This window comes from Asticcacaulis biprosthecium C19, assembly GCF_000204015.1.
Taxonomy (GTDB): domain Bacteria; phylum Pseudomonadota; class Alphaproteobacteria; order Caulobacterales; family Caulobacteraceae; genus Asticcacaulis; species Asticcacaulis biprosthecius.
In genome coordinates this window covers 344,985-370,060 of sequence record NZ_GL883078.1, presented here as the reverse complement: position 1 = coordinate 370,060, position 25,076 = coordinate 344,985, and the positions used below count along the sequence as shown (strand labels likewise).

Below are 25,076 nucleotides of genomic sequence, written 5' to 3'. Positions count from 1 at the left end.
ACTCGCAGGGTAAACTTTTTGGCAAACCTTGTCAAAAGCCTAGTTCTGCCCCAGCTTTTCGCGCAGAATGGCGAACGGCGAATAGGGGTTGATATAGGGCTTCGGATCCGGCTTCGGGCCACGATTGTCACCGCGGGACTTGTCGCCACCCTTGAAGTCGCCTTTAAAGTCTTTTGACGGACGCTTGCCCTTGTCACCCTTCGCAGGCCGGTTGCGGTCGCGGGCGGGTTCGCCCTCGGCACCTTCCGCCCGCTGTGGTCGGAAACGTTCGCGGTCGAACTTTTCCTTGTTGCCTTGGGGCTTATCGCGCTTCGGCCGCGGGGCACGCGGCTCCAGCGACTTCTGCCGCCAGCCCAAACGCTCTTCCGTAGCCGGTTCCGACGCAACAGTCCCTTCGACGGCCAAGGCTTCGACGGTCTCTGCCGGTTGTTCGGCAGCGGTTTCCACCGGCTCTGCAATGATCTCGACGGGAATGTCTTCGACAACCACGTCTTCGACCACCAACGGGACCTGTTCGGAAGCGCCGTCCTCGGCGACAACCTCGGATACCTCTTCGGCAGCAACCTCTTCCGCCGGCGCGACGTCCACCACAGATTCCGGCTTCGGCTTGGGCGCTACAACCGGGAAGGTCTGCGGTGGCACCTTCACAAATCCCAAAGCCAGCATCAGCTTGTCACGTTGTTCCTCGTTCAGGCCCAGTGTGGCGAAGTCGGCCTCGCGCATATACAGCGCGCCCTTCTGGAAGATGGCGTTGTTGACGATCTTGTCGATCTGGGACAGCGACTTGATCGGAACCGGACCATGTTCGCCAATGATCAGTTGGCCACGCAGCGTCTGGGCGCGCTGGCCCTCACCGGCACCGAAGGCGCGCATATGCTGGCGCAGCTTGGGGTTCAGCGCCTCGGGCAGGAACCAGGCATAGCGGTGCCCGGCGACGCCCAGAGCCTTCAGCGCCGCCTTGTCTTCGGGCGTCAGCTTGACGGTTTCATCGCGGCGGACCAGGCCGCCGTTTTCATAAAGCTGGAACGCTATGGCGCGGACCTGGGGCGGGGTGGCTTCGGCATCAGCCGCCTGTTTCACCCGATACAGCCCCTTGAGCTGATGCTGGTTGAAGATGCGGACAAAGTCGGCCACGCGCTTTAAAGCCCGTTCGCTCAAAGCCGGATGATCGACCTCGGACAGCAGTTTCAGCTTGGGTGCAAACCAGTCGGACGGCTCGACGCGCGCGACGGGCTCCTTGTTCCATTCGACCGTATGGCCGCGAAGATTCAGCGACTTCGACGGCGTCTGGGCCAGGGCGCGCAAACGATCGTGGAGCACCGGCAGGACGGCGCGGTTGGCCGCCTGGCGCAGGGTCTTGTCGCCGATAAGGCTGTCGCTGTTGCTCAACTTGAAGGTCAGGCCCTTCAGTTCGCCGACGGTGTGGCCTTCGATGATGACCTGGCCTTCGGGGGTGACTTCGGGACGGGCGACTTCGTCGGCATCCAAAGCCTTCAGCAAGGCCGAGGTGCGGGCATCGATAAATCGCTGCATCAGGGCTTCGTGAAGCCGGTCCGACAGACGTTCTTCCAGGTCGCGGGTCGCCTCGCGCCAGTGCTCGTTGCGCTTAAGCCAATTGCCGCGGTTGGAGATGTAGCTGAGCGTCCGCACGCCCGACAGGCGCGACGACAGGGTGTCGATATCGCCGTCCATATGGTCCAGGTCGCGGACCTGGGTCTCGAACCACTCATCGGCGACGAAGCCGTCCGGCGACAGGCGCGACCAGAAAAGGTGGGACACCAGTTTCAGATGCTCGTCCAGGCCGATCTTGCGGAAGTCCGGCAGTTGGCAGACATCCCACAGGGTGCGCAGGGTGACGGGATTGCGCAGCTTGGCAGCCACCTCTTCGTCGGCACTGAGCAGGCGCAGGGCGCGCTCGTCCAGCGCTTCCTTGGCCAGGTGGAGCCCGATGGTGTGCGACGGCTGGGTCAGCGACTTTAGCAAGGTGTCCAGGGTCGAGAAGTCGAGTTTGTGGTTACGCCATTGGGCCGCTTCCAGTGGGGCGAAGGCGTGGTTCTGGACCTGCTCGACCAGGTCGTCGTCCAATTCATGGCACTCGCCCGTGACGCCAAAGGTGCCGTCGTTCATGTGACGCCCGGCGCGGCCGGCGATCTGGCCGATTTCCTGGGCGGTCAGGTGGCGGACATTCTTGCCGTCGAACTTCGACAGGCCGGAAAAGGCGACATGGGCGATGTCCATGTTCAGCCCCATGCCGATGGCGTCGGTAGCGACCAGAAAATCGACCTCGCCCTTCTGGAACAGCTCGACCTGGGCGTTACGGGTCTTGGGCGACAGGCTGCCCATGACGACGGCCGCGCCGCCGCGCTGGCGCCGGATCAGTTCGGCAATGGCATAGACCTTCTCGGTCGAGAAGGCGACAATGGCCGTGCGCTTGGGCAACCGTGTCAGTTTTTTCGAACCGGCATAGGTCAGAGATGACAGCCGCTCGCGCCGGATGATCTCGGCGGCGGGGAACAGGCGGTGGAATAGCGGCGCGAAGGTATTGGCGCCCAGAAACAGGGTCTCGAAACGCCCGCGCGCATGCAGCAGGCGGTCGGTAAAGACGTGGCCGCGTTCGGTATCGCCACACAACTGGATTTCGTCGACGGCCAGGAAGTCGACCTGGCGTTCCAGCGGCATGGCCTCGACCGTGCAGATGAAATAGGACGGCAGGCGCGGGATGATCTTTTCTTCGCCGGTGACCAGCGCGACGGCATTGACACCTTTCAGCGCGACGACGCGATCGTAGATTTCGCGCGCCAGCAGGCGCAGCGGCAATCCCATCATGCCGGTGGCATAGCCGCACATGCGCTCGATGGCGTAGTGGGTCTTGCCCGTGTTGGTGGGGCCTAAGACAGCGGCGAGCTTGGCGTCGCTGACGGCGTTGATCAGGGGGCGGGTGGGGGAATGGTCTGACACGCCTGAGGTCATAAGCGGGCGCGGACGAAATTGCAAAGCCAATTTGCAGGGAGAGGGCGGCGGTAAACGAGAGGTTACCGAAGGGCTGAACGGGACGAAAACAAACCGTGCACGAATCGGCGAAAGTGATTCGTTCCGGTTTTCGTCCCTACCAGATGTGGTGGGGAGCGGGGGAGTTAACCATAGGCTTCCGCCTAAGGCTCACCTGAGTCGCCTCGGCGAGGCAAGCGAAGTCTGATGAAGACTCCCGATTTGGCGGAGGGCTAACTTCCATGCAGCGCGTAAACACCCACAAAAATTATTGCTGGCTTGCTTCTCTTGCCTGCCCTTAATGTGTAAGTACGCCGTTGAGGCCCCTTAGCTCAGCCGGATAGAGCAAGGCTTTCCTAAAGCAGAGGTCGCAGGTTCGAGTCCTGCAGGGGTCGCCAAGTTTATAAGGGTTTGCGGTGAATAGCAAATCAAAGTTTTTACTTGGGCCTACACCGGGCCTACACGGGATTGGCATATGCATCGCCAATTGGAAACGGCCACTATCCCAAGATAGCGGCCGTTTTTCAGTTTGTTCCGGTGTCTGAGGTACTGGTCCGCTTTTGCTCTTCGGCCCAGGCAACCAAGTCAGCCCTGTCGTAGGCAACGTTGCGGCCCAGCTTGATAAACCTCGGCCCCCACCTTTGACACGAAGGTGGTCCAACGTCGACTTAGAAACCACGCTCAGGAACGAGGCTGCGTCCCGAACATTAAGGTAAGGACTCTCCAGCATATAAATTTACTCCTCGTATTAATTCAGTGAACTTCACGAGTTTCATATAAATTGGACTTGGTAGCTGTTGAAGGCCCGTAGTAACGTTGTCCAGTGGACTTTGTAAGATTTCAACGCCGGTATGTGAATAAACTGCCGACCGGGATGTCAGGCGCACGGCACGGCCGTAATGGATCGTCGGTCAAGTGAGCGAGTGATGGTAGTCTACCAGTGCTCAAAACCCAAAAACTTCCGGGACCTGAATGTGGCATACTTGTCGCTATGTCATTGATTTAGTTGAAAAAAAATCGTATACCCCTCTGGCATCGACCCCATAATCGCTCGTGCCTATCGCGTACCTTGGAAACGACGACGTATTAACTCCGAAAATCTCGCGCAATTCGAATGTGCGAGGATCCGGACAAGAAAAACGTCGTTCTTTTAAAATGGAGCGAAAGCAAATCTAATGACTTTATCTACGAACTCAAATCGCGAAATCAATCTCATCATCCAACTGGCCAATGGGCTGGCCACAGCGCTTGAAATCAACGGCTCCCGCGTCGAGCTGCTTGAACTCTGGGCCGAGGAGCTCGTCGCGCTTCGCGAGGCCCACGATCTTTTGCTGTCGGCTGGCCTTCAGCCACCGGCGGCCGTCGTCAACGTGCTTCGTATGGCGGGTGAGTGATGGAGATTAAATACCCTCCGTTCATTTATACTGTAGCGGATATGGCGAAGAAGCTTAACGCGACACCGAACCAGATACGCCGCTGGGCGCGTCAGGGCCTCATCCCTTATGCCAGCAAGAGTCAGGGAGAATGGATCTTCGACAAAGGCTGGATCTGGGGCTGGCTGGATCCGAATAATCATGGCCTTGGCCGTGACAGGTTCATGAGCTACCTTCCGCATCAACCGAAGTACAATTTCGACGAAAGGATCTGCGCTAACAAGCGGATTTGGCTCCGCGCAAATCGCGCTTACCGCGATAGTTTGCTCAAACACAAGCATCCCGGTGGTGACGAGGACTTCAAGTGCTAACCAGATACCGCTTCCGAGGCTAAGGACCTGGGGGCAGCCAGACGATGCCAACAGTGCCATGGCCTTCTTCCCGCTTGCGCCAAGCCTGAGGCTCAACCTGAGGGGCAATGCAGGTAAGCGGTCTCGCTTCGGGATAACCACGAACATCTCCAAGTAGCGGCCACGGATCATCTCTGATCCGTGGCCGCTACGTTACCGCTCATCAAGTCGGTAATTGTCGTAATACCGCATGGATTTCGTGTTCAGCCCTGCTTTTTGTTTCAGCTCCCACCTGTACTCCCGGTGGCGAAGCTCCTCATAGAATACATACGCCGGTTCAATGTCCGGCTTCGACACAATATGGAAATCGTCCTCTGCGGTATGATGGAGCCACCATTCGCACGTCAGACGCAAGGCGTCTGCGAGTGACGAGCGACCATTGCAAAAATCTGTTGCACGGGCGGCGGCGAACGTTTTGAGTTGGGCCGCAAGATAGTCGCCATTCATAGCCTTTTTGGCAGGCCGACGCTGAGCAATATCGAGCCCAGCGCCTTGAAATGCCGTTTCCAGCTTGTCTAGGACGTTTTTCGGCATGGGCTTAAGCGTCTTCGTCGAGTCGTATAAATTATGGCGAGATGTGTAGATCCCGCCGTCTGGATGTACGGACGGCGGAAGAAGCAGGAAACGACCAGACGATTGAACCTCGACGACCGTCTGTCGGTCGCGATCTAGCAGCTGCCCGGGCCGGTGCCCGGCGAACTTGAACGCGATGTTAAAGCCGCGACGTCCAAAGCACTTCCAGGGCGACTTGGGCAGCACCTTGTTTAAGATGGATAAAATGCTGACATCGTGCGTGTTGATGTTCAACACCTCGATGCCCGCGCACGGCCCAAGGGCCAAGGCGATATTATCGCCAGCATGCCGTTCTAACCAGTCTTGCTGCAAATCGGTTGGCGGCATGGCGCTCGTACAGCTTACGCTCATGCGGACGATCTTCTTGGTGTTGATTAATGCGGGTACGACCGGAAGCCCGGCTGCCCAATAGTGTCCTGCGACCTGCGCGAACATGTTTTTTGCTCCACGAAACGTTCAGCAAAGCGCTAGATGTGCAGAGATTTGGAGGCAATCTACAAAGTAACGTTGTCCAGTGTACATCGTCACATGGTTGCGGGGCTGTTTTGATACATGCCAGCTGAGGTCGGGTAATTTCACTTCATGCCGGCCGAATTTGCTGACCGGTATGCCAGTTGCCTATGGTCGCAGCAGGGAATGCCAACTGCGTTATTTGACAGGCAGGGTTGCCCCAGGCGTTGGTGATGCGGCCCGCATGCAACCCCATGTGTATCGAAAATCTCGAAAACCACGGTGTATAGCGACTCAATTTATAGTTGCTCGTAAGTGCCGTCCGCCCGATCAAGGCCAGTGGCAGTACATTCTCATCGTGGTCTACGACAGTAGGTGTTGAACAGCCTCCGGCAAAAGGCAGCTATTGTCCAAGGATAAAACGGGTTCGAGCAGCGCTCTCCTTTCCAAATTGGGGCGTAATTGTGGCCAAAGGCATACTCCAAGGCCGTGGGATTTTGCCAACCGATCTCGCCGTTGCCGCTTGTTGACGTGCCGCCGGCACTCGCTAGGCAAATCGCCGGGACCGGAAGTGCCAAAATCGACCGGTGTGCGAAAATAAATGCAAATAAAATCAATATAATACGAGTATTTTAGAAATGTAATTACAGCTATATATATATTCTTATTCAAGAAAATTTAGATCTACTGGATTTAATATTTTAATAGAAAGGCCAACCAGTCCCTCACACGAAGCGATGGGGAACGCCGTCTCGCACTTTGGTGTTGGTTGCCTTAGCCGACAGTTTGCCGGTCAGCTGGCGAAAGCTGTGAATGCCTACACGGCCGGGCCTGCCCGCAGCATGGCCACCAGGGGCGCCTGGAGACTCGCTGAGGCCGCTCCGTGCGCAGTTGGCGATGTGGTGGCCAAAAGCGCCTCATGGCCGTGTGCGGGCCTCCTGTGGCGATTTGCGGCCACTCTTAACCTGAGGACTGATGCGAGGGTCGCGTTCAAATTAACCCGTCGGTATTATTCGCGACAGCTCCAATACCCCAACCATTTGCAGGGGGGCCGCTATACGCCAAAGCTGCACCCCAATTACCCTTGCTGAAATCGATTGCTGCAAGAGCTACGGCTTCGCAGGGCGTGCTTTCCTGCTGCGGCTCGACCTCGACCTGATGCGAGCGACCTGAATGTGGCAGCTTGGCCGCTCAAATTTTGCCTTGTGAAATCCGACTGCTCCTCCATAAGAGGTGGCAGCGTGACTCGCCTGGGACGACAGCCATTACGCTTGGCAGGTCCAGTCTGGCGAGAGCAGTAGATGGTCATGTGGCGGTAAAGCCGAAACCATCGCCAGGGCCACGCTGGGCGGATGAGGAGAGCGGATGTCTCAAGAAAATTTCTTCGAAAGTCCAATCCTGAATTCACCCTACGACTATCCCGGTCGCCACTGGGAACTTGACCCCGATGGTCAGCCGACCAACCGCATTGTTGATCTGCGCCGTCACTCCGACCTAATTACCCCGGTCCCTAAGCCCAAGAAGCGCCGCAGCCCAAAGGACCAACTCCATCTCGGTCTCGGCCAGGAAGACGGCATTTCGTCGGAAGTGCAGGAATACAATCCGACGCCGATCATCAATGAGATCCGGCAGTATGTTGATGCCTGGCGCAGGCTGCCCAACCCCGACCAATGGCAGGTCACACCCGAAACGGCACGCCTCCTCACCCATTGGCGCACCTACAAATTCGAAGGCGTGCGGCCTTTCTTCTGTCAAGTCGAAGCGGTTGAGACCGCCATCTGGCTGGCCGAGGTCGCACCGAAATCACCGCGCTACCGCAAGTTTCGTGACCATCTCGAAGGCGCAAATGCGCAGGCCAACCCCCTGCTGCTGCGCACGGCCCTGAAACTGGCCACGGGCGCCGGCAAGACGACGGTGATGGCGATGCTGATCGCCTGGCAGACCGTCAATGCCGTCCGCTACCCCAATAAGGGTTTCTCGCGCGGCTTCCTGCTTGTGGCGCCGGGCATCACCATCCGCGATCGTCTGCGCGTCCTTCTGCCCAACGACCCCGACAGCTACTATCGCAACCGCCAGATCGTCCCGACCGACATGCTGGCCATGATCGACAGCGCGGTCATCATCATCACCAACTACCACGCCTTCAAACCGCGTGAGCGGATTGACATCGCCAAGGGCACCCGCCAGGCAATCGAAGGGTGGCAAGGCAACAAGCTCCAGACCCAAGAGACAGAAGGCCAGATGCTGCAGCGGGTCATGAAGCCGCTGATGGGTATGAAGAACATTATCGTCCTCAACGACGAAGCCCACCACTGCTACCGCGAACGCGTGAAGGATGCTGTCGGCGAAACCGAAGACGATCTCAAGGGCGAGGAAAAGGACGAGGCCAAGGAGAACAACGAAGCCGCCCGGATGTGGATTTCGGGCCTCGAAGCCGTCCGGCGCAAGATCGGCCTATCCATGGTCTATGACCTGTCGGCGACCCCATTCTTCCTGAAGGGCTCCGGTTATATCGAAGGGACTCTGTTCCCCTGGACCATGAGCGACTTCTCACTGATGGACGCCATCGAATGCGGCATCGTGAAACTGCCCCGCGTACCCGTGGCGGACAATGTGCCGGGCGGCGATACGCCCAAGTTCCGCAATCTGTGGGAAGAGATCAAGAAGAGCCCGAAAGGTCTGCCCAAGAAGGGCCGCTCGGCCGGTAAGGACCTCGATCCCCTGGCCTTGCCGCCGATCCTGCTTTCGGCTCTGGACGCCCTCTATGGCCATTACCGACAGACATTTGACCTGTGGCAGGCCGAAGGCATCGGCATCCCGCCCGTGTTCATCGTCGTGTGCAACAACACCTCGACCTCGGAGCTGATCTACAAATACGTCTCGGGGTTCGACCGCACCAACGACGACGGCACGGTGACCTTGGAAAACGGCCGCCTGCCGCTGTTCAACAACTACGACGACTATGGCAACCGCCTGGCCCGGCCCAACACCATCCTGATCGACAGCGCGCAATTGGAGTCCGGCGAAGCCTTGGACAAGGATTTTCGGGCCATGGCCGAAGCGGAGATCGAACAGTTCCGCAAGGAAAAGATCCAGCGCAGCGGCAACATCCTGGACGGCGAAAACATCACCGATCATGATCTGCTGCGAGAGGTGATGAACACGGTCGGCAAGAAGGGCCGCCTGGGCGAGCAGATCCGTTGCGTCGTCTCGGTGTCGATGCTGACCGAAGGCTGGGACGCCAATACCGTCACCCATATTCTGGGTGTGCGCGCCTTCGGTACGCAGCTTCTGTGCGAACAGGTGGTTGGCCGCGGCCTGCGCCGACAATCCTACGACCTGAACGAAGATGGCAAGTTCAACGTCGAATACGCCGACGTCTTGGGCATTCCCTTCGACTTCGCCGCCAAGCCGGTCATTTCACCACCGGCCAAACCGCGCGAAACCATCCGCGTCCACGCCGTAAAGCCCGAGCGCGATGCCCTGGAAATCGTCTTCCCCCGCGTTGAAGGCTACCGCGTTGAACTGCCGGAAGAACGCCTCGACGCCGAGTTCACCGAAGACTCGGTGCTGGAACTGACACCCGACTGGGTCGGTCCGACGGTGACCAACAACCAGGGCATCATCGGCGCCGGAGTCACCCTGAACGTCGCCCACCTGGGCGAGATGCGGCCATCGACCCTCGTCTATCACCTGACGCAACACCTGTTGATGCACAAATACCGCGATCCGGGTGAAGAGCCGAAAATGTATCTGTTCGGCCAGCTGAAACGCATCGCCCGGCAATGGCTGGACGGTGGCTATCTGCGCTGCACCGGCGGCACCTATCCGGCCCAGCTGATGTACAAGGAAATCGCCGACATGGCGGCCGAGCGTATCAAGAACGCCATCACTCAAACGCTTCAGGGGCAGATGCCGCTGAAGGCCATCCTGGACGCCTATAACCCGACGGGTTCGACGGCCTATGTCAACTTCACCTCGTCCAAGTCGCTGAAATGGCAGACCGACGCCCGCAAAAGCCACCTCAACTGGGTCATCTGCGACTCCGACTGGGAGGCTGAATTCTGCCGCGTCGCCGAAGCGCACCCCAAGGTCAGAGCCTATGTCAAGAACCAGGGCCTGGGAATGGAAGTCCCCTATCTGATGGGGTCGGTCGCCCGCAAATACGTCCCTGACTTCATCGTCCAGATCGACGACGGGCGCGAGGACCCGCTGAACCTGATCGTCGAAATCAAGGGCTTCCGCAAGGAAGACGCCAAGGAAAAGGCCAATACTATGAAGGCCTACTGGGTACCGGGTGTGAACAATCTGGGCAAGTTCGGCCGCTGGGCCTTTGCCGAATTCACTGCGGTCTTCGAAATCGAAGCCCATTTCAACACCCTGGTCGATAACGCGCTTCGTGCGCAGCCTCAGGACGCGTAGGAGCAAATGGCAGCTTTCAAAACCAATCCGATCAGTCTGAAAGAGCTGTTGCTCGATTGCGGCGCCGGCAAGATCCAGTTACCCGATTTCCAACGCAGTTGGGTATGGGACGAAGATCGCATCATCAGCCTGATCGCTTCCATCTCCCAGGCCTTCCCTGTGGGCGCGCTGATGGCCCTCAACGTGAAGGCAGGTGCCGACGACCTCTTTGCACGACGGCCCGTCCAGGGCGCGCCTGAGGCCGCTGTGAGGCAAGCCCCGGCGCAACTGCTCCTAGATGGTCAGCAGCGTATGACGTCGCTGTATCAAACCTGCATGCGTCCGGAGGTGGTTGAGACCATCACCGCGCGACAGAAAAGGGTGAAGCGTTGGTTCTATATCGATATTCGCAAAGCGCTGGATGCTGACATCGATCGCGAAGAGGCCATCGTAGCCGTCCCGGAAGATCGTCGCGTCAAGTCAGTCTTTGACCGTCAGGTTGACCTCGACCTGTCGACCCGGGAACTCGAATTCGACAATCTGCTGTTTCCACTTAACCAGGCCTTTGACTACGACCAGTGGCAGACGGCCTACATCCAGCATTACATGGCAAAGCAGCAGCCCGCGATGCTGGATGTCTTCTTCGAGTTCAAGAAGAAGGTCCTCGAAAACTTCACCGGCTACCATGTCCCGGTTATCGCCTTGGACGACAGCACCTCGCACGCTGCGGTCTGCCTGGTTTTCGAAAAGGTCAACACCGGCGGCAAGCCACTCGATGCCTTCGAACTGGTGACAGCCATGTATGCGGCCAAGGGCTACCGTCTGCGTGACGACTGGCTTGGCATCAAGGGTAAGCTGGGTTTGCAACAAACCCTCCAGCTGTTTGGACGTGCCGCCGAGCAAACCTATGGCGTGCTGGAAAAGGTCGCCAGCACCGACGTCCTGCAGGCGATATCGCTTCTGCACACCGCCCAGATCCGTGCCGACCAGGTGGCTGCCGGCAAGACCGATGCCGACTGGTCCGCCGTTCGCGCCTCGCGCCAATCCCTGCTGGACCTCCCCCTGGAGGCGTACAAAACCTATCGCGACCCCATTGAACAGGGCTTCAAGAACGTCGCCAAGTTCCTGCGGCAACACCACATCCACCGGGTCATCGATCTGCCCTATCAAGGCCAGCTGGTGCCGTTCGCGGCCATCATGGCCAGGATCGGCGACAAATGGGAACATACCACCGTCCGCGAGAAGCTGGCGCGGTGGTATTGGTGCGGTATCTTTGGCGAACTCTACGGCTCGGCCATCGAGTCCCGTTTCGCCAAGGACATACTCGAGGTTCCGGTCTGGCTGGACGGCGGCCCGGAGCCATCCACCGTGCGCGACGGCGTCTTCCGCGCCGAGCGTCTGAAGTCGATGCGGACACGGCAGTCGGCCGCCTATAAGGGCATCCACGCCTTGTTGATGGCTCAAGGCGCGATCGACATCCGCTCAGGCCAGGCCTTCAGCCAGACCGTCTTCTTTGACGAAAATGTCGACATCCACCACATATTCCCATGGGACTGGTGCCTGAAACAGGGCATGGAGACCAAGGACTTCGATACGGTCGTCAACAAGACGCCTCTGGGCGCGCGCACCAATCGCATTCTGGGCGGCATTGCCCCATCACGATACCTCGAACGGCTGGAAAAGGGCCATGGCGACGCCCCGCCCATCGAACGCAGCCGACTGGATGGGTTCCTGGCCAGCCATGGCATCCCACCGGAGCTGTTGCGAGCGGACCGCTTTGACGACTTCCTGGCCTATCGCGAAAAGTGGTTACTGGGCTTGATTTCTCGCGCGACCGGCCATGCCATAGCGAAAGCCAGCTCCGTCGCGGAGGAGGGCGAAGATGTCGTCGATGCGGATGCCGACGCCGGTCCGCTTACCGATACACGGGCGGATATGGACGGCGAAACAACGATCGCGGAAACCGTTTGACATCACAGCCGGTGATCCCAAACCCAACTGAACTCAGAACCTATGACCGACGCACCTGACGACGACGCAGACATCGACACATTCGCCCCTGACCAGGCCCCGGTCATGCTGCGCGGCGAACCCGTCTTGCTGGCCGGCATGGTCGCGTCGGCCTTTGGCGTGACCACCCGCGAAGTCACCCAGGCCATCAAGCGCAATCCGGAAAAATTCCAGCAAAGTCATGCTTTTGAACTGACGCCGGGCGAGGTCGAGGTTTTGAGATCACAGGGCGTGATCTCAAAAAGTGGCCGCGGCGGCAGCCGCGCACTGCCGTGGGGCCTTACGCAGAAAGGCATTGCCCGGCTGGCGACCATCATTTCCTCGCCCCAGGCCCTGGCGGCGACCGACCTGATCATCGACATCTTCGTCGAAGTCCACCGTCAAGTCGCGCGCGGCAGTACCGAGATCGCCATTACCCGCCCCAGCCGCCTGGCCGGCGATCCCGACCAGGCCGATGCCATCACCCGGCTGCAACGCCGTTTTATGGACGCCATGGATCACCTGATGGACATGGTCATCGACCCCCAGACCCAGGCCACCATCCGCGACGAACTGGGTGCGGCCCGCCATGGCCTTCTGGACCATTTGAAGGCGACCCTGAGCGCCAAGGGGATAGAGAACGAAAAGGTCCAGGCGGAAACCCTTCTGATCCTGGAACAGGTCCAGGACCTGCGCGAACGCCGGGCCGCCGACCTGCGCTACCGTCACCTCGAGTCCGACCAGCTCCATCTCGACAATATCGGCAAGCGCATCGATTTGCTGAAACAGATGATGGCCATGGCCCGTGACATGGAGCCCAACGCCATCGCCACCCTGTTCGACACCTTCCGTGACCCGAGCTTGCCGGTGCCCGCCTCGGCGGCCGAGATGCCGCGCCTGGGTCATCCGACCTCCACACCGACGAAAGACTGATCATGGCGAACCCCATCGACATGTCATCCGAGCCAAAAGCACCGAGGGAGATTAGCGTCGCCCAAGCTGCGGTTTGCCAGGCGCACTGGGGATACACCACCTTTGATGAGATAGAGCTGGCACGTATCGCAGAGGGCGTCTTGACCGCAGAGAGTGCCAAACGCATCGTCCGTACTTACAGCGTCTCCCGGACCTTATCGCTGACCTCTGACCTTGAAGGCGACACCTACGAACGCCTGGCCGCATCAGTCAGCGATCTGGCGGCGACCGCGCCGGCCGGCCTGTTGTCCCGGGCGGAAAACTGCCTTGCCGCGGCAAAACGTTTTGACGCTACTCGCAGCCCGCGCTCGGCCTTCTCGAAACTGCTTTGGTTTGCCCGTCCGCACGGTTGGATGCTCTTTGATAGCTATGCCGCCAAAGGCGCTGGCGTCAAAGCCTCGGGAGAACAGGCTTTCATGAGTTTCTACACCAAGCTGGAGAAGGCAGGATTTGAACCCTGTGTCGCCAAGCTTCGGGCAGAGCTCAGTGCGCGAGACATTCCCGCCCGGTTGGCGGAACGCATCATCGACTGGGCCTTGATGGCGGCTGGCGGGCGCAACAACCCCTACGACGGGCCGGCATGGACTCAGGCCTATCTGACCACGCGCGCCTCGGATGTCGCCGAACGTCTCGGCGACCTTGCCACGGTCATTGCACCCACACTATCGCTGTTCATGAGCGACGTTCAAAACCACGAAGGCCTTCCCCATGGCTAAAAAGCCCCTCGAAGTTGACAGCCTCAAGCATACGGACGCGACGCGGCGCAATATCCCGACGGCCGAGTTCGAAAGCCTGATGCGCGACGAAGACAAGACCCCGGTCCAGGTCGCCTATGAACGGCGCAACCGCGATCTCGACCCGCAACTGGTTTGGCGCGGCAAGGATGTGCAGGATCATTCAGACCTGGTCGTCCAGGCGCCGCCGCTCTATATCCAGGAAAAGGTCCACCCCAAGGTCCTGATCGATGACCTGAAGCGCGAAACCGAAGCCCGCCGTGCCAGGGCCGCGCCGCCGTCGGGCACGATCGACATGTTTGGCGACTTCAACGGCCTGCCCGATATGGAGGCCAAGACCGAATTCTACCGCCACGATCAGCATTGGGCTAACCGCATGATCTCTGGCGACAGCCTATCGGTCATGGCGTCGCTAGCCGAACGCGAAGGTCTGCGCGGCAAGGTCCAGTGCATCTATTTCGACCCGCCCTATGGCATCAAGTTCAACTCAAACTTCCAGTGGTCGACGACCTCACGCGACGTCAAGGATGGCGCGAAGGATCATATCACCCGCGAGCCTGAACAGGTCCGCGCCTTTCGCGATACCTGGAAGGACGGCATTCATTCGTATCTGACCTATTTGCGGGATCGTTTGGTCGTGGCGCGGGACCTGCTGCACGAGTCCGGCTCGATTTTTGTCCAAATTGGTGATGAAAATGTGCACCGCGTGCGGTCACTAATGGATGAGGTGTTTGGCGACGAAAATTTCGCTTCGCTTATCGCTTTCAAGAAGACCACTGCATTAACGTCCGAGTTCCTGTCGAATAATTTTGACTATATTGTTTGGTATGCTCGCTCCCGGCCATCGCTAAAGTATCGCAGCGTTATGGTGGAAAAAGGCTATGAGAGTGACCTCAGTTTCTATGGCTATACTGAGGACCCAAGTGGTTCGAGGCGTCGGCTCGAAAGCAATGAAACTGCCGATCCGCTGAACGTCTATTCCGTTGGCGATCTTACAAGCAGTCACGACTACAGCTTGGGCAAAGTCGATTTCAACTTTCTCGGAAGGAAATTTCACCCGGGGCGGCGGTATTGGACCAGTTCGCCCGACGGTATGAGGCGAATGGCCCAAGCGGATCGCATTCACGAAAGCTCAAACTCGGTTCGCTTTGTTCGTTTTCTACGAGACTATCCGGTGCAACCGTTGGCCTCCACATGGGTGGACACGGTAACGGGACAATATACCGACCCTAGGCTATACGTTGTTCAGACAGCGACTAAAGTTGTCCAACGCTGCATCTTGATGACCACTGACCCCGGTGATCTGGTGCTTGATCCGACCTGCGGTTCTGGCACTACCGCTTACGCCGCCGAACAGTGGGGACGGCGCTGGATCACGATCGACACGAGCCGCGTCGCCATAGCCCTTGCCCGCTCCCGCTTGATGGGCGCGCGCTATCCCTATTACCTCTTGGCCGACAGCCCAGAGGGGCAGCAGAAAGAGGCCGAGGTCACGCGGTCCGTCCCGAAATCCGCCGCGACGAATCGCAATATCCGCCAGGGCTTTGTTTATGATCGCGTACCGCATATCACGCTCAAATCCATCGCGAACAACGCTGAGATCGACGTCATCTGGGAAGGGCTCCAACCTGCCGTCGAAGCCGCCATCGCCGAGCTGAACGCCGCTCTGACCAGGCACGGCACGCCATTCTTAATCGAGTCTGGCGGCCGCGCGGGATCAAAGATCGACTTTACAGCCGGTGGTGAAAACAAACTTCCATCTGGCGAAATGGCTCCGGCCAACGGTTTTATGGAATGGGAGATACCGCGCGAAGCCCCGTCCGGGTGGCCGGATGATGCGCAAAAAGCGTTGACCCGGTTCTGGGAGGCTCGCATTGCTCGTCAACGCGACATTAATGCCAGCATCAATGCAAAAGCCGAGTTCGAATATCTATTTGATAAGCCTTATTCCGATAATTCGAAAGTCCGCGTCGCTGGGCCGTTTACCGTCGAAAGCTTGTCGCCGCACCGCACCCTAGTGGTCGATTGGAACGATGAGCTGATCGATCCGATGGGCTTTCAGGAAACCGGCGACGACTTCGATCACGTTCAAGATTTCGCCGGCATGATCCTGGAAAATCTGAAGGCGGCCGGCGTCCAGCAGGCCCACAAGGAAGATAAGATCAACTTCACCGCCCTGACAGGGTGGCCCGGTACCTATATCTGCGCCGAAGGCCGTTACGAAGAAGGCGAGACCCAAAGAAAGGCCGCCATCTTTATCGGCCCGGAATTCGGTACCGTGTCGCGCCCCGACCTGGTCGCGGCGGCGCGTGAAGCCGGGGACGCCGGTTTCGATGTGCTGATCGCCTGCGCCTTCAACTACGATGCCCATTCGTCTGAGTTCGAGCGGCTGGGGCGTATTCCGGTGCTGAAGGCGCGGATGAACCCCGACCTGCATATGGCCAAGGATCTCAAGTCGACCGGCGCAGGCAATCTGTTCGTTATCTTCGGCGAGCCGGATATCCAGGTGATCGATGCCGGCAACGGCCAAATCCAGGTCAAGGTCGCCGGGGTCGATGTCTTCAAGCCACAGTCGGGCGAAGTCCTGTCCGAAGGCACCGACGGCATTGCGCTGTGGATGCTGGACACCGACTATAACGAGGAAAGCTTCTTCGTCAGGCATGCTTATTTCCTGGGGGCCAATGACCCTTACAAGGCATTGAAGACGTCGTTGAAGGCCGAGATCGACCCGGAAGCCTGGGAGACGCTGTATAGCGACACCTCGCGGCCGTTTGCCCGCCCGGCGTCGCGGCGTATCGCCGTCAAGGTCATCAACCACCTGGGCGACGAGGTCATGAAGGTGTTTGCCGTCTAACGGAGGTCGGCATGGCCAAGACTGAGATCATCTATGAGGGCAGGGTCGTCATGACCCTGGAAAGCGACGATCCGAAAGCCGGGCCTGCGATGCAGGCATCCGTTACGGAAAGCCTGGACTGGCGAAAGGATCCCGGGCCTGCGCCGGAACCGGCCCGGGAGGTCGCGTGTTTTGATATTGTCTTCACGCCGCCTGAGGTCGGGTGCATCGACTGCATCATCACCTTCGATGATCAGTCCGTCACATTGCCGCTCAGCCAGGTCAACGATCCGTTTGAGGATATCAAGGCGTGGCTGGAACGCGTGGCGACCGGAGAGTTGACGTATGAGTTGATTTATCCGGAAGGCTGGCTGCTGCGTTTCGCGGTCGCCTCTGATCCTGATCCTGACTTTGTCCTGTTCACTATCTGGGAACGGTGGTGCACCGATGAAACGAAGCTGGACTGTCACCTGCGTTTGCCGCGCATGAAGCTGGTTGCGACATTCTACAAGGCGCTTCTGGACATCTGGGAAAAGCCCGACCCTGACACCTTCTGGTGGGAGTGGGATTACATGTCCCACCATGATGAGGAAGACGAAAACGACGGTCACTATGGAATATACTACTACCACATCAGATCACCCATCATCGACGCGTATCTGTCGGGCGATGCTGCAACGTAATAGGTTGCCTTAGGCGAAAAAATACCCCTATAGTTGAGTACAAAATGCGATGAAATGGGAGGCAGCAGGATGTCAAAGTTTTTAGCCGGGGCGGAGTTGTCGGCGGAAATTAGCAAGCTTTTGGCGGAGTCGGGCGGTTGTCATGCTGTCGCATTCTGGGGAAACGGCGCGGAATTGCGTTTGCCTAACAAAGGGCAAGGTGATTTCCGGGTAATTTGCAACCTGACGTCCAATGGCACAAATCCATACACGATCGAAAAACTAAAGCTGGAAAACGTTCGCCATAGCCCCGGCCTTCATGCAAAAGTCTATATTGGAGATCAAACCGCGATTATCGGTTCTGCCAATGTTTCTACAAATGGCCTGGGAAGTGAGAACGTTGCAGAGACCTGGCTAGAAGCGGGAGTTGTCGTAAAAAAAACCGCCGCCATTGATGCTTGGTTTGAAACTCTCTGGGACGATGCCCTGGAAATCTCGGATGCCGACTTATCAAGAGCAAAAGTTCTTTGGGACAGGCGTCCTCCCCAACCAGTATTTTCTTTTGCGCACTTTGATGTAGAGGCAAGTGACCTGCCTCTTTTGACTTGGTCACTTCAAGTTCGAAACCCCGTGAACAACATTGAGTCGGTAAAGGCCAAGTTGGGCTTGGTCGGGGAGGAGAGTGACGAAAAAATCAACACGCTCATCAACAACAGCATGGAAGTAGAGAACGAGCACGACAAAAAAATCCTGACGAACGCTTCGTGGGCAATGTTCTGGTACATGAATAAGTCGAATACGATAAAAAAGGGCCGAAAGCCCTATTGGTTTAAGCCTGGAATGTTTTTCGAGAAGACATTTCGTGATGATGACAATGATGAGCCTGGTGAGTATCGGGACTCTGTATTCCCCTCCGACGACAAGTCTCTGGAACCTTTTGAAGTGGATGAGATTTTCATCAGATCATTTTTTGCAACTCTCGAACGGCCGGAATTCTTTGAGCTTATAAATCTTGAATACAAAGAACCTTGGTTCAATAAAATGCGCCTTCGTTTGACCAGAGAGTTTTGGGTAGAATGCAAGCGGGAATATTTGAAGGAAGCGGAAGCAAACGAAAGAATTTCGTGAATGGAATTCCGCATTGCCGACACCTTTACCGACAGCCTGGCCCGCCTGACCTCGCAGGAACAGAAGGCGGTCAAAACCACGGCCTTTGACCTGCAGATGAACCCGGCAGCGCCCGGCCTGTCGTTTCATCGTATCGACCGCAGCAAGGATGAAAACTTCTGGTCGGTGCGCGTCAATGGCGACATCCGTCTGATCGTCCACAAGACGGCGGCCAGTTTCCTGCTCGCCTATGTCGATCACCATGACGATGCCTACCGCTGGGCGGAAAAGCGGCGCATGGACCGGCACCCGATGACGGGCGCCATGCAGTTGGTCCAGATCCGCGAGCGCATCGAGGATGCCGACATCTACGCCCATGCGGCGGCGACATCGATGCCACCCAAGCCCAGTCTGTTCGACAATCTGCGCAAGTTCGAAGTCATGGCCCTGGGCGTGCCCGAGGACTGGGTCGAGGATGTCCGCAAGGCCACCGAAGACAGCCTGTTCGATTTGCTGAGCCACCTGCCCCAGGAGGCGCAGGAGGCGCTGTTAAGCCTGGTGGTTGGTGAGCCGGCCGAGGCGCCCAAACCCGCCCCGGCGCCCGCTGCCGCCCCAGCTGCCGAAGACGGCTTTGCCCACCCCGACGCCCAACGCCGCTTTCACCTGGTCGCCAGCACCGAAGATCTGCAGCGCGCGCTCGACTTCCCTTGGGAAAAATGGGCCACCTTCCTGCACCCGGACCAGGAAGCGCTGGTGTCGAGAGATTTTTCCGGCCCAGTCCGCGTTTCGGGCTCGGCCGGCACCGGCAAGACCATAGTCGCCCTGCATCGCGCCGTCCACCTGGTCCGTCAGCATCCGGGTAAGCGCGTCCTGCTGACCACTTTCTCGAAGGGCCTTGCCCACGCCCTCAATGCCCGTCTGAAACTCTTGGTCGGCAGCGACAGCGAGCTGACGTCGTGTATCGATGTCAAGGCCTTTGCCGCCGTCGGCTATGATCTCTATGCCGCAAACTTCGGTCAGCCCAACCTGGCCTCATCGGCACAGGTGCGGACCTGGCTGATCAAGGCCGCCGGCGAGGTCGAGGGCCACAAGTTCTCGCCAGCCTTCCTTGTCAACGAATGGTCCGACGTCGTCGATGCCTGGCAATTGGGCGATTGGGAGGCCTATCGCGATGTCACCCGGCTGGGGCGAAAGACGCGGATCGGCGGGCGCCAGCGGGAAATCCTGTGGGCGATCTTCGAAAAGGTCCGGGCATCCCTGGACGACCGCAAGCTGGTCACCTGGGCCGACGTCTTTGGGCGTCTTACCAGCCACTTCAACGGTAGCGCCAGAAAACCTTATGATTTCGCCGTCGTCGACGAAGCCCAGGACCTGGGCGTCGCCGAGGCGCGTTTCCTGGCCCAAGCCGTGGGTGTCGCCGACAACGCCCTGTTCCTGGCGGGCGATATGGGACAGCGCATCTTCCAACAACCGTTTTCGTGGAAGGCCCTGGGGCTGGATGTCCGCGGGCGGTCGTTTACGCTGCGCATCAACTACCGTACCTCGCAGCAGATCCGCGAGATGGCGGATCGACTGTTGCCGAACGCGGTCACCGATGTCGACGGCAATCGCGAAGGCCGCAAGGGTACCGTGTCGCTGTTCGAAGGTCCCGCCCCCGAGGTTCGCGCCTTCGACACCGAAGTCGCCGAAACGCAGGGGGTGGCGGCCTGGGTCTCGCAGCGCCTGGCACAGGGTATTGCTGCCCATGAGATCGCTATCTTTGTCCGCTCCGACGCCGAAATGGTCCGGGCGCGCAAGGTGGCCAGAGCCGCGGGACTGGATGCAACAGAGTTGGACGATCGCTCGGCCGTGGAGCCCGGACGGCTTAATCTCAGCACCATGCATTTCGCCAAGGGGCTGGAGTTCCGCGCCGTCGCGGTCATGGCCTGCGACGACGAGGTCATCCCCAACCAGACGCGCATCGAGACGGTAAGCGATCAGGCGGACCTTGAGGAGGTCTACACCACCGAACGGCACCTGCTGTACGTCGCCTGCACCCGGGCCCGCGATCATCTGCTGGTCTGTGGCGTTGAACCAGCGTCGGAGTTTCTGGGCGATTTCTAGAGATCAGCGTTATCCTTTCTCGTTATTCAATGACTGGTTGAACGCGAAATTCTCGGCTAAGAAAACGGGCAAGCGCGCATTTTGATGATGTTCGACCGGTAGCCCTTTGCTGCCAGCACAACTGCGAACCATGGGGTTGGAATGACTTGGGATAAGCCTATTTTAGATATCATATTCGGCATTTTAGGCTTCTTCTTCAAAAAGGAATTCGTTGCACCGCTCATCCTCCTCCCGGTAATAATGGGGAGCGCTGTCTTTCTCTGGGTTCGCGCCAGCCGGCGCTTGAAGCCCTTCCACTCAGCGGTTTTGCTGCGGCGACAGGCGCTCGAGCAAGCCTTGGGTGACCAGTCGGACCCCGAGGCGGCGCGAAATGCCTTCGCTAACGCCTTTGGCGAAGTCAGCCAGGCCATGAATGATCGCGCTCCAGGGGCAGAACCGCTGGTGCGCGCCTGGCAGGAGTTTCACAAGACCATTGTCGATGAGACCAAGAACCCCATCCTCAATACTGCGCGGCCCAGCGCCTTCTTTGTCCGGGTTATCCCTCAGCCCAGGGAGTTGATCTTCTGGTCCAACACCTTTGTTGGTATCGGATTGATCTTGACCTTTATCGGTATTGTCGTGGCCTTGCACACGGCGTCCGAAGGCATGGTGGCCGACAGCACCGTGAAGCAGCAGCAAGCGGCACTCCAGGGCCTGCTAAACGTCGCTGCCGCCAAGTTCTTCAGTTCCATCGCCGGCCTGGCTGCGTCCCTGATGCTGCGGTTTGCCGAAAACAACATGACCCGGCGCCTGAACACCGAGGTCAACCGGCTCTGCGACCTTCTGGAAAAGGGCCTGATGTATGTCCCGGCCCAATTGCTGGCCGTCCAACAGCTCGACGAGCTCAAGCGCCAGTCGACACAGTTGGAGAAGTTCAATACCGACCTAGCCCTGTCGATCGGCGAACAGGTCGGCCAGCAGTTCCAGGCGGTGATGAGCCCGATGCAGGCCTCCCTGGGGGCTCTGCACACCTCCATCGACTCGATGAGCGAAAGTCTTTCCAAATCCCTAGGCGACGGCGTCGGCAAGGCCATCGAAGGCGCAGCCAGCGGTCAATTGGGCGAACTGGCCAAGACACTCGCAAATCTGGGCGAGCAACTGGCCGGCCTGTCTGAGCACGTACAGGGCTCAGGCGAGGACGCCGCCCGACAAATCAGGGCAGCCGGTGCCGACTTCGCCCAGGCCGCCCAGGACATTCGCGAAGCCTTTTCCGGCCTGACCAGTCAGGTCGGCGAAATTGGCGCGGCCATTACCCAGGACGCCGATGCTGCGCGCAAACAGCAGGCCGACCTCCTGCAACTGACCATGGCCGGGTTCGAAGCGGCCAATCAGCAGACCCAGGCCGCCATGGCCGGTGCCGTGCAATCGCTCCAGGATGCCGGCACCAAGGTCGCCGGCGATCTTCAGGCCCAGATGGGCGATGCCATGACCTCGGCGGCAAAGGAAGCCCAGGCGCTGGTGCGGGCGGCGATCGAGGACTCCAGCAAGTCCTTCGCCGACGCCGGTAAGTCGATTTCGGACGCCGTTGAGAGTGCCGCGCTCAGGATCGCCGCTCTGGCTACCGCTATCGAAAAGAGCGAACGTCATGCCTCCAGCACGGCCGAGGCCTTCATGAACACCGCTGACGGGGCGCGATCGGCAGCGTCCTCGATGGCCGACGCGGCGGGCGGATTTGCGACCGCGGCAACGCCGGTGGCCAATGCCGCCAAGGCGCTGCAAGAGGCCGCCACGCGGATTGCAGCAAAGTTGGATGAAAGCGAAAAATCAGCCGTCGAGGCACTGAAGTCGATGCAAGAACTGGTTGACGGCATCGAGGAGACACAGGCGTCGGCGACAGAGGCCTGGACCAGCTATCGCTCCCGCTTTGACGGCGTCGACAAATCCCTGGAGGGCGTGCTGAATGAAATGAAAGAGCAACTGTCCAACTCGATGAAAACCTTTGAAACCTTCTCCCAGGCCTTCGACGCCGAGATGGGCAAGGCCGTCAGTCGTCTGGGCGGGGTTCTGGAACCCCTCAAGGAAAATTCCGAAGCCATCGCCGAACTGGCCGATGAGCTTAAGAAACAAAACAGGGTGGAGGCCGGTCGATGATAGCCTCTGACGACGAGCATTTCACCGAGCATGTCGAGGAAGAAAACTACTTCGTGTCCATGACGGACATGATGGTTGGCCTGGTGTTCATCTTCATCATTCTGATGATGTATTACGCCTTGCAGTTCCGCAAGGAGTCCGACAGCCGGAAAGCTTCCAACCAGGAGCGAACCCAGATCCTGACCCAGTTGAGGGATGAGCTGAAGAAAAGCGATCCAAAGCTTAAGGTAATCATCGTGCAGGAGAGCGGCATTCTCCGTTTGCCGGCAAGCTCGTTGTTCGATAGCGGCGAGGACGCCTTGACACCGTCTGGCCGGACGACGGCCGAGTATTTGGCGAAGGCGCTGTACAAGGTAATACCGTGCTATACCAACTACGAGCCAAGATCACCCTCATGCTCACCCACCAGCGCTTCCATCAAGGTGGAAGCTTTGTTTATCGAGGGGCATACTGACACGACTCCCTTCGCTGGGCGCCCCGGCATCAACAACAATCTCGAACTTTCGGTTAAGCGCGCTTCCAACACCTATGCCCGCCTGACCTCGGTTGAGCCGCAGCTGGAAAACCTGAAGTCTGGGCCGACTAATCAGAGCGTTCTCAGCATCAGCGGCTATGGCGACAAACGTCCCGCCAATCCGGAGACGGATGCCGCCTCTAAAGCTATGAACCGTCGCATCGACCTGCGGATCTTGATGGCAGCTCCGCCTGGTGAAGAGGTCAAGAAAATTCAGGACGACACGGGTTTACACCAATGAGCCTCAGGGATGCGGTCACCTCGCCGAAAGACTTCCGCTGGTCTGTCCGCGTCAGAGATGTCGAGCCCATCCAGATGCGCAAAGCCGTCAAAGCCTTGCCAGACTTCGGTTCAGGGACACCCAAGGGCCTAGACGTGGCTGAACTTCAGGCGCGTTTTGTTGACCGCGTATCCAACAACGCCCTAGCCAGCGTTAGCCCGGCCGAGATGCGTCAATGCCCCTACGGTTTTTTCGATGAACCTCGGCCGTTTATCGATGATCCCACGGTCACAGCGGCCTTGTTATCGGAGCTGGCTACGCGGGCGCAAAAGTCAGCCACACGCATTCTGATCTATCAATATTTGGAGCACTACAACCCATCAAAGCCGGGCTGTGTCGCTGTTGCCAACTGGCTTGACCAGCAGGTGATGCAATGGAACTGGGCCTGGCGGGACCGGTCAGAAACCTATGCCCTGTTCAACGCCGAAGAGGCGCCCGCCAAGCTCGCCATCCATATTTTGGCCAGCCAAGCGCCTGTTCGCGAAGTCTTTGAGGACTTGGGGCTGAGCGACACCATTCTAACTGGAAGCCTGGGTGAGGCTGCGTTTGCCGCGGCATGTATCATCGTTTCGGCCAGTCGCTCAACTATGGCGCCGGGGCAACAGCGCCGGCTGATGGAATGGGCGCGGCGCGGCGATCGCTTTGGCTATGAAAAAGCATTCCCCGCCTATGTTTCGGCCCTTCTGATGCCCTGGCAATCATCTGAACCAGATGCAGCGCACAAGGTAGCCCTTCTGGCCGAACTCGAGTCCTTTGCTGGTGATCCGCGCGTCAAGCCGGCGAGATGGGCCAGGGTAAAGAGCCAGGCCGCCGACGCCTATAACGTGCTGATGCGCTGGCTCACCCGAGCCTCCGTGTACCAGTTTTTCGACATCATTGACCAGGTTCTCTCGCCAAATGAAATGTACATGTGGGCGTTTCGCCGTCCATTTTGGACTTCCTACCTTGAGCAAGGCTACATCAGTGAGGCCTGGGTAGCGTTCGGTGCTAACGGGGCATCTCAGGCCAGGCATGTCGCGAGAACAACGGGCGGCGGAGCGGCCTTGGGTTTCGCCACACTCACCGGCAAGTCACAAAGCCATGCTGCGCTCATCATGAAGATAGGCGATCTGACCATTGCAGAATGGAGCCACAACGGGAAATATAATATCTGGCCATCGAACAGCCCAATGGTTCCCCGGCTGTATAAGCACCACTATGATGCTCAAGAGTTGATGTGTGGCCTGATCGACGGGTCGCACCACGGGTCCGATAACTTCACCTGGCAGAGAAAGATTGCCCGGATAGTCGATGTCGAAACCGGCTTTTCGACGCAGCAATACTCCTGGGTTCCGAAGCGCTTTGGCCGATAATGTTCACCACTAAGCCTTCCAAATCCATTGTCTTTTGCTTTGACCAGGATGGCGAAGACGTCCTGATCTCGGCGCAGGAAAAGACGTTGTTCGGTACCAAGTCAGTGCCGTTCGAGCGGTGGGCGGCCGCGGCATCGAATGTCGCCACGGCGCTCACAAAGGTGTTGGTGGAAATCGAAGACGGCCGGATCGCCTCCGACAACAG

At 58.6% G+C, this 25,076-nt stretch carries 16 protein-coding genes and 1 tRNA gene; 15 read left to right on the top strand and 2 right to left on the bottom strand.

Going from position 1 to position 25,076, the window contains the following annotated elements; genetic code table 11:
- Nucleotides 1-39: 39 nt before the first annotated feature.
- The gene (locus ABI_RS12125) at nucleotides 40-2,958 is read right to left on the bottom strand and encodes a helicase-related protein (protein ID WP_245531344.1); all 2,919 of its coding nucleotides are present in this window, start codon (nucleotides 2,956-2,958) and stop codon (nucleotides 40-42) included.
- A 351-nt stretch (nucleotides 2,959-3,309) separates the two neighbouring features.
- On the opposite strand from ABI_RS12125, the gene ABI_RS12120 reads away from it, so the two are divergent.
- The 3 genes from ABI_RS12120 to ABI_RS12110 all read left to right on the top strand — a co-directional run bounded on the left by ABI_RS12120 (nucleotide 3,310) and on the right by ABI_RS12110 (nucleotide 4,732).
- Nucleotides 3,310-3,386 (top strand) — tRNA-Arg (locus ABI_RS12120).
- 777 nt (nucleotides 3,387-4,163) lie between these two features.
- Complete coding sequence (locus tag ABI_RS12115; protein WP_006273282.1) at nucleotides 4,164-4,382, top strand: hypothetical protein; 219 nt, start codon at nucleotides 4,164-4,166, stop codon at nucleotides 4,380-4,382.
- Entirely contained in the window at nucleotides 4,382-4,732 is a 351-nt protein-coding gene (locus ABI_RS12110) for a helix-turn-helix domain-containing protein (protein ID WP_040309205.1), read from the top strand. Before ABI_RS12115 ends, ABI_RS12110 begins: the two co-directional genes overlap by 1 nt.
- A 192-nt stretch (nucleotides 4,733-4,924) precedes the next feature.
- Here the strand turns inward: ABI_RS12110 and ABI_RS12105 are convergent, their stop codons facing one another.
- Nucleotides 4,925-5,779, bottom strand: coding sequence for a bifunctional DNA primase/polymerase (locus ABI_RS12105; protein ID WP_006273280.1), 855 nt, complete (start codon nucleotides 5,777-5,779; stop codon nucleotides 4,925-4,927).
- A gap of 1,380 nt (nucleotides 5,780-7,159) precedes the next feature.
- Here ABI_RS12105 and ABI_RS12100 point away from each other — a divergent pair.
- The 12 genes from ABI_RS12100 to ABI_RS25690 all read left to right on the top strand — a co-directional run.
- Nucleotides 7,160-10,216 (top strand): BPTD_3080 family restriction endonuclease, encoded by a 3,057-nt coding sequence (locus ABI_RS12100; RefSeq protein ID WP_006273278.1) that lies wholly within the window; start codon nucleotides 7,160-7,162, stop codon nucleotides 10,214-10,216.
- Nucleotides 10,217-10,222: 6 nt separating this feature from the next.
- Nucleotides 10,223-12,166: a DUF262 domain-containing protein gene (locus ABI_RS12095; protein WP_006273277.1), complete on the top strand. Its 1,944-nt coding sequence runs from the start codon at nucleotides 10,223-10,225 to the stop codon at nucleotides 12,164-12,166.
- A 42-nt stretch (nucleotides 12,167-12,208) separates the two neighbouring features.
- Complete coding sequence (locus ABI_RS23700) at nucleotides 12,209-13,117, top strand: ORF6N domain-containing protein (protein ID WP_006273275.1); 909 nt, start codon at nucleotides 12,209-12,211, stop codon at nucleotides 13,115-13,117.
- 2 nt (nucleotides 13,118-13,119) lie between these two features.
- Nucleotides 13,120-13,872: a hypothetical protein gene (locus ABI_RS12085; protein ID WP_006273274.1), complete on the top strand. Its 753-nt coding sequence runs from the start codon at nucleotides 13,120-13,122 to the stop codon at nucleotides 13,870-13,872.
- Nucleotides 13,865-16,744, top strand: a complete 2,880-nt coding sequence (locus tag ABI_RS12080; protein ID WP_006273273.1) for a site-specific DNA-methyltransferase — start codon at nucleotides 13,865-13,867, stop codon at nucleotides 16,742-16,744. The genes ABI_RS12085 and ABI_RS12080 overlap by 8 nt, the downstream gene beginning before the upstream one ends.
- 11 nt (nucleotides 16,745-16,755) lie before the next feature.
- Nucleotides 16,756-17,406: a hypothetical protein gene (locus tag ABI_RS12075; RefSeq protein WP_006273272.1), complete on the top strand. Its 651-nt coding sequence runs from the start codon at nucleotides 16,756-16,758 to the stop codon at nucleotides 17,404-17,406.
- Between the two features lie 69 nt (nucleotides 17,407-17,475).
- On the top strand, nucleotides 17,476-18,513 hold the full coding sequence (locus ABI_RS23695) for a phospholipase D family protein (RefSeq protein WP_006273271.1): 1,038 nt from the start codon (nucleotides 17,476-17,478) through the stop codon (nucleotides 18,511-18,513).
- Nucleotides 18,514-20,595 (top strand): 3'-5' exonuclease, encoded by a 2,082-nt coding sequence (locus ABI_RS12065; RefSeq protein WP_006273270.1) that lies wholly within the window; start codon nucleotides 18,514-18,516, stop codon nucleotides 20,593-20,595.
- Nucleotides 20,596-20,931: 336 nt separating this feature from the next.
- Nucleotides 20,932-22,725: an anti-phage ZorAB system protein ZorA gene (gene zorA / locus ABI_RS12060; protein ID WP_157138879.1), complete on the top strand. Its 1,794-nt coding sequence runs from the start codon at nucleotides 20,932-20,934 to the stop codon at nucleotides 22,723-22,725.
- Entirely contained in the window at nucleotides 22,722-23,480 is a 759-nt protein-coding gene (locus tag ABI_RS12055) for an OmpA/MotB family protein (RefSeq protein WP_050808284.1), read from the top strand. Before zorA ends, ABI_RS12055 begins: the two co-directional genes overlap by 4 nt.
- The gene (locus tag ABI_RS12050; protein WP_040309203.1) at nucleotides 23,477-24,871 is read left to right on the top strand and encodes an EH signature domain-containing protein; all 1,395 of its coding nucleotides are present in this window, start codon (nucleotides 23,477-23,479) and stop codon (nucleotides 24,869-24,871) included. Before ABI_RS12055 ends, ABI_RS12050 begins: the two co-directional genes overlap by 4 nt.
- The coding region (locus ABI_RS25690) for a hypothetical protein (protein WP_040309202.1) at nucleotides 24,871-25,076 on the top strand (206 nt) is incomplete at its 3' end. The genes ABI_RS12050 and ABI_RS25690, both read left to right, overlap by 1 nt.

What these genes read in the sequence shown, in the direction of transcription:
- ABI_RS12105 (WP_006273280.1), bottom strand. Translation starts at nt 5,779, where the DNA reads ATGTTCGCGCAGGTCGCAGGACACTATTGGGCAGCCGGGCTTCCGGTC.
- ABI_RS12110 (WP_040309205.1), top strand. Translation starts at nt 4,382, where the DNA reads ATGGAGATTAAATACCCTCCGTTCATTTATACTGTAGCGGATATGGCG.
- ABI_RS12080 (WP_006273273.1), top strand. Translation starts at nt 13,865, where the DNA reads ATGGCTAAAAAGCCCCTCGAAGTTGACAGCCTCAAGCATACGGACGCG.
- ABI_RS12055 (WP_050808284.1), top strand. Translation starts at nt 22,722, where the DNA reads ATGATAGCCTCTGACGACGAGCATTTCACCGAGCATGTCGAGGAAGAA.
- ABI_RS23695 (WP_006273271.1), top strand. Translation starts at nt 17,476, where the DNA reads ATGTCAAAGTTTTTAGCCGGGGCGGAGTTGTCGGCGGAAATTAGCAAG.
- ABI_RS12085 (WP_006273274.1), top strand. Translation starts at nt 13,120, where the DNA reads ATGGCGAACCCCATCGACATGTCATCCGAGCCAAAAGCACCGAGGGAG.
- ABI_RS12050 (WP_040309203.1), top strand. Translation starts at nt 23,477, where the DNA reads ATGAGCCTCAGGGATGCGGTCACCTCGCCGAAAGACTTCCGCTGGTCT.
- ABI_RS23700 (WP_006273275.1), top strand. Translation starts at nt 12,209, where the DNA reads ATGACCGACGCACCTGACGACGACGCAGACATCGACACATTCGCCCCT.
- ABI_RS12115 (WP_006273282.1), top strand. Translation starts at nt 4,164, where the DNA reads ATGACTTTATCTACGAACTCAAATCGCGAAATCAATCTCATCATCCAA.
- ABI_RS12075 (WP_006273272.1), top strand. Translation starts at nt 16,756, where the DNA reads ATGGCCAAGACTGAGATCATCTATGAGGGCAGGGTCGTCATGACCCTG.
- ABI_RS12065 (WP_006273270.1), top strand. Translation starts at nt 18,514, where the DNA reads ATGGAATTCCGCATTGCCGACACCTTTACCGACAGCCTGGCCCGCCTG.
- ABI_RS12100 (WP_006273278.1), top strand. Translation starts at nt 7,160, where the DNA reads ATGTCTCAAGAAAATTTCTTCGAAAGTCCAATCCTGAATTCACCCTAC.
- ABI_RS12095 (WP_006273277.1), top strand. Translation starts at nt 10,223, where the DNA reads ATGGCAGCTTTCAAAACCAATCCGATCAGTCTGAAAGAGCTGTTGCTC.